5 protein-coding genes are annotated in these 4,858 nt (G+C 46.6%); 3 read left to right on the forward strand and 2 right to left on the reverse strand.

Going from position 1 to position 4,858, the window contains the following annotated elements:
• From AC1DSN_RS18370 to AC1DSN_RS18380, 3 genes are all read left to right on the forward strand, one after another.
• Positions 1–507: DUF2931 family protein (locus AC1DSN_RS18370; protein ID WP_477332096.1), on the forward strand; the 507-nt coding region annotated here is incomplete at its 5' end.
• A 10-nt stretch (positions 508–517) separates the two neighbouring features.
• Entirely contained in the window at positions 518–1,174 is a 657-nt protein-coding gene (locus AC1DSN_RS18375) for a DUF2931 family protein (RefSeq protein WP_477332098.1), read from the forward strand.
• A 32-nt stretch (positions 1,175–1,206) separates the two neighbouring features.
• A complete protein-coding gene (locus AC1DSN_RS18380) occupies positions 1,207–1,818 on the forward strand; it encodes a DUF2931 family protein (protein WP_477332100.1) in 612 nt (203 codons plus the stop codon).
• A 322-nt stretch (positions 1,819–2,140) separates the two neighbouring features.
• Here AC1DSN_RS18380 and AC1DSN_RS18385 read toward each other — a convergent pair whose 3' ends face one another.
• Positions 2,141–4,084: a hypothetical protein gene (locus tag AC1DSN_RS18385; RefSeq protein WP_477332102.1), complete on the reverse strand. Its 1,944-nt coding sequence runs from the start codon at positions 4,082–4,084 to the stop codon at positions 2,141–2,143.
• Between the two features lie 11 nt (positions 4,085–4,095).
• The coding region (locus tag AC1DSN_RS18390; protein WP_477332104.1) for a hypothetical protein at positions 4,096–4,858 on the reverse strand (763 nt) is incomplete at its 5' end.

Here is a 4,858-nt window from a genome sequence, read left to right on the forward strand (position 1 = left end):
GCAGTGCAAGACATCAAGGGCGAGACGTTCTTGCGCACTGGTGGAGGATCMGCCTCAGGTGGCCAACCGGAAGACGGCACAGACTCTGCCCGTGGTTGGCATGGCGTGGGAAGCACAGGAAAAGCTGTTGTTGGTGCTGATCTTCCCAAACGGATCTATGTCCGTTGGCAATCCATTGCTGAACCGCAAACGTATAAGGTCTGGATCGATATTCCAGAGGAAGCCAGACAACTCATGCTTGAGTCCGTCAACCAGCGCTGCGCAAAAACACCTGAACAAAAGGGGCGTTATAACGCGTCTATCCACTTGGGCCTGGCGCCCGGTGGTGTCGTGCAAGTCTGGGTCAGAGACTCATGCCACCATCCTGTCAATGTCGCCAGAGCACAGGCGGAGATCGAACCGCTAGGGCCTAGTCAAGGCAAAAACCAAGGACGCTACGCGTATCCCGTCAGCGAAAAGTCCAAGCGGTATATCGAGAAATTTGGCATCCCTTACGGGAGTTGGTAACCGTCCGCCAATGAAGCAAATCATATTAATGTTGAGTGTTTTACTGGTAGCTGGATGCCAGGCTACCGACCAGTTTTCAGCCGAGAACAATCCGAGATCCGATTGGTGGGGACTGGCCTTCACTGAACCGGCTTACATGAAGGTTTGGGTAGAAGACAGCACCGTTCTGGACATCAAAAACAGGACGTTTTTCAAGGCAGGAGGGAGAACTGCTGCCGGAGGTGAGCCAGAAGATGGCACAGAGTCTGCCCGTGGTTGGGGCACTGTCAGTGGCTCTGGTATTCCTGTAACTGGTGCCGATCTTCCCAAACTTATCTTCGTTCGTTGGCAGTCCATATCAGAGCAGAAGACCTACAAGGGATTCATCGAAATCCCAGAATCAGCCAGGCAATTGATGGTGGACTCAACGCACCAACGTTGCCTGGAAACTCCTGAAAGAGCTGCACGATATATGGCCTCTCTGTACGTGGGGCTAGCCCCGGGTGGTGTATTACAAGCGTGGGTCAGAGACTCATGCCATCGCCCGGTCCAAGTCGCTCATGCCCAAGGCGAACTTGAACCACTAGGCCCGGAGCAGGGGAGGCATGGTGGACGCTATGCCTATCCAGTAAGTGAAAAGGCCAAGCGGTATGTCGAGAAATTCGGCGTTCCATACGGAAGTTGGTAGTCGTGACACTTACCTGAATGGATCATTCTGTAATGAAAGCAAGGATTGCCCTGCTGGGCGCTTTATTGTTGTCCGGCTGCCAAATCACAGGCCCAGAAACCGGCAAAAATGACCCTAAATATCCATGGTGGGAGTTAGTGTTCGTTGAGCCGAATTACATGAAGGTCTGGGTAGAGGACAGCTCCGTCCAAGACATCAATAACAGAATTTTCTTTCGCGCTGGCAAGAGCACTGCTGCCAGCGGTGAGCCCGATATCCGCACAGAGTCTGCTCGTGGTTGGGGGAAAGTATCGGGTACGGGGAGACCTGTGACGGGCGCTGATCTTCCAAAACAGATCTTTGTCCGCTGGCAATCCATAACAGAGCAAAAAACTTACAAAGGTTTCATCGAGATTCCGGAAGAGGGCAGGCAACTGATGGTGAGGTCAACACACCAGCGTTGCCCGGAAACGCCGGAAAAAACCGCGCGGTTTATGGCGTCAGTCTACGTAGGGCTCGCTCCGGGCGGCGTACTCCAAGCATGGGTCAGAGATTCATGTCGAAATCCGGTTGAGATCGCCCGAGGAAAAGGTGGGATAGAAGTTTTGGGGCTGGAACAAGGGAAGCACGGTGGTCGTTATCCCTATCCGGTAAGTGAAGGCTAAGCGATATGTGGAAAAGTACGGCATTCCGTATGGAAGCTGGTAGGAGGCAGGCAGAAGATATTTCTCCTACCTATCTTCCAGTACCGTGGTGTTGAGTAACTATTTTTGACAGCTGCCGCGTCGATGCTGAGTTTAACCAAGGACCGCTTCCGGCCAATGGGAGCCTATACTTGAGAATAACCTCAAGACATTACTAAGGGGGAATGACAGGAAATAAAATTTTCAGCGTCTGTAGTAGGAAAAATGGCATCGCACTGTCCTCGTGAATTATGTACGCAAAACAGCCAGAACCTGTTAGAACCGACTGTTTGTTTATTATCAATTACGCCACGATGGATAGCTTTACTTTTTCCCTTTCGCTCGCGGTTTGCATATCCGTAACTAGCTCTAACGCTCTGTTGATATTTTTGTGAAAGTCAGATGCATGTAGTTCAGCCGTCGTAAAATCCAAGGAGCTTACGAGCAGTGCAGGAATCGCGGGGGCACTACCATGAATTGAATAGTTTTCGGAATGGAAGTGTCGAGTTCGCTCTTCAATGTCGCTCGTAGGGTTAATGATGATTAACGCTACAGTTTGCTGGTGCCCTGAAATCTTGTCGTGAATGCCGTGTACATATTTCATTGTCAACGTTGGAAGATAATCTAAAAATGCCTTTTCATTTCCTGTGTATTTGGCATCAATGATGATTGATAAGGTCTGACGACCAGGTGCTTCCACTTGAACAACTAAGTCTGGGCTGCGGCGTGCGTGAGGGCCAGTCGTCCCTCTTCTACCAATATTGAAATCAGTGAGCAAGTCCGATCGATATTTGAACTTTTCGAGCTTGGATTGAGTCCAGCCCTCACTGTTTATGAGTTGCGCGCTTGATGCATTGTGGTGGCCATGGGTCCAATAAGAAGGCTCGTAAAGCAAATTTATCGTTAGCTCACGAAAAGCATAGCTAAATTTGGAGATATTATCCGTAGTCTCGTTCGTCGCAAGATGTGTGGCTTCTCGTGTTGAAATGAAGTTCTCTATCTTCTCCCTAACAATAAACAAACAATAATATTCGAATAGCTTAGGTACTGAGGTGATCGACAGCAATTCATCATTTACATCCCAGCTTGGCTTGCCAAAGCGCATAAACTCAATCATGCGCACAAAGATTTCTCTATAGATGGGATTAGACTTCGCTTTCGGTGTGAGTTGCGGAATTCCAAGATGGAGTGCGCCAACAGGTATCAGCTTTTTGAGTTTCGCCAAAATAGCGCCTAAGCGCATATCGAGATCCGTGCAGCGTTGGATTTTATTTTTGTTAATTATTGTGGAGTATTTATTGATTTGGGTAAAAAAGGAGGCGTAACCCTTCGGCGGTTCTTTATCTTGAACAAGCTTTCGTGACTTCATTGAGTCGAGAATGGTTTTAACCGCACGTTTTAACAAAATTGTATATCCGTGTACGACTCTGTTTTCATAGCAGTCACTGCTGGTGGCAACATACGTCTCTAGGATTTTATTGGCGTTAAAGTGGACATCGTCTATCTCAAAGAAAGATGAGAACTGATCATCTGTTTGATAAATCTCGCTAGTGTTATCATTGATCCAACTAATTGTTGAGTCATCAGGGACTGAGTGCTCGTTTGGAACGACTAATCGAGTTTGTGCCTTGGATTTTAAAATAGGGCTCTTGAAGAGAGCCCTTGTAACCCTTTCCAAATCTTTAGTGTTCTTCTCAATTCTGTCTAAGTATTGGCTATCTGAGCGACCTTCGTCACCTATAAAGCCAGCCCGAAGCCGAGTTACACGGAACACGCTCGCAATTAGATTCGAATCTTGCGCACTAAGAAAATTGATCATGGCATCAACCCGCGACGCATTCTCGTTCTTAGCAAGAACTTCGATCTCTTGATACTCAATGAGTATCCTACCGCTTAAAGGTGCGACTGATTGATGATTAGATGCAAAAGGCGGCACTTCAATATCTTCGATAAGAAGATCTAATGATGCAAGACCATAATAGTTTTGAAAAAAGCAATGATGTCTATACTCGCCCAGCCCTGGTGACCACTCATAGATCCAGTTCTCACCGTCTTGTCTTCGCCCCGTAGCGTACATTTGGATTTCATGTAACACGAGCTTAACTCTAGCCTCCCGATCTAGAGTTGCTGTGAATTTTATAACATCATCTTCGCGTATTTGAGGACGTGAAGCAGCTTCGTCCGACGCTATGTTCAATATAGCCTGCTCACCCTTTCGGGCGCCAGATAGAAACTCAAGTTTAAGCACTATCAATGCCCTCAGAAAAAAGAGTACGATTCTGTCAGCTCATCACCTTGCTCGATAATACTGCCTAGGAGATTGCGCGATATTTCATAATTGTAATCTCCTAGTTTCTGATGGAGCTGAACCAGCTTGTCTCTATAACCTTTTCCGTAGCCATTAATTATCGGTAGAATGTGCTGTGCGATAGCGAAGTCCATAGTTTGATATCGTTGAAACAATAGCTCATTCGCAGTTTTGCAATATTTATGAATCGATTGAATTTTTCGAGGGCTTATATGTACCGGTGCCGTTCGATTATGCCCAGACGCAAGCGTAGTAATTATGGACTTTAAATTGTTATCTTCCGCGTCGCTTAAAGCGAATGTAATATCATTTGGGTTGAAAGCTTTGTGAAGAGAGCTATATGGTATAGAGCCAGTAAATAAAGATTCGAACTCGCTCACAGTTGGTAGAGAAAATTGGCAATGTGTTAGAGAAATTACTGGCGCTCGATCAAGCAGCCTTGGGGACAAACGTTCGGTAGTTTCATCGTTGTTGATTGTAGCGATGAAACGCAGGCTTTTTGGTATCGATAAATACTGATGTTCAGAACCTTGAATTCCGAGATTTATTCTGTTGTCATTGTTATTGAATGTATCGCTGAGCGTTAGAAAGTCACTCCAGTAATGTTCGATGCTTGATAGGTTGGCCTCATCAAGAAGTACCATATTGAGTAAGTCATTGGATGATTCACTGCTCTCAATTTCCGCTGCACGCATGAATTCATATAATCCAGAG

It is taken from the genome of Luteibacter sp. P4_D7_3, from assembly GCF_056401735.1.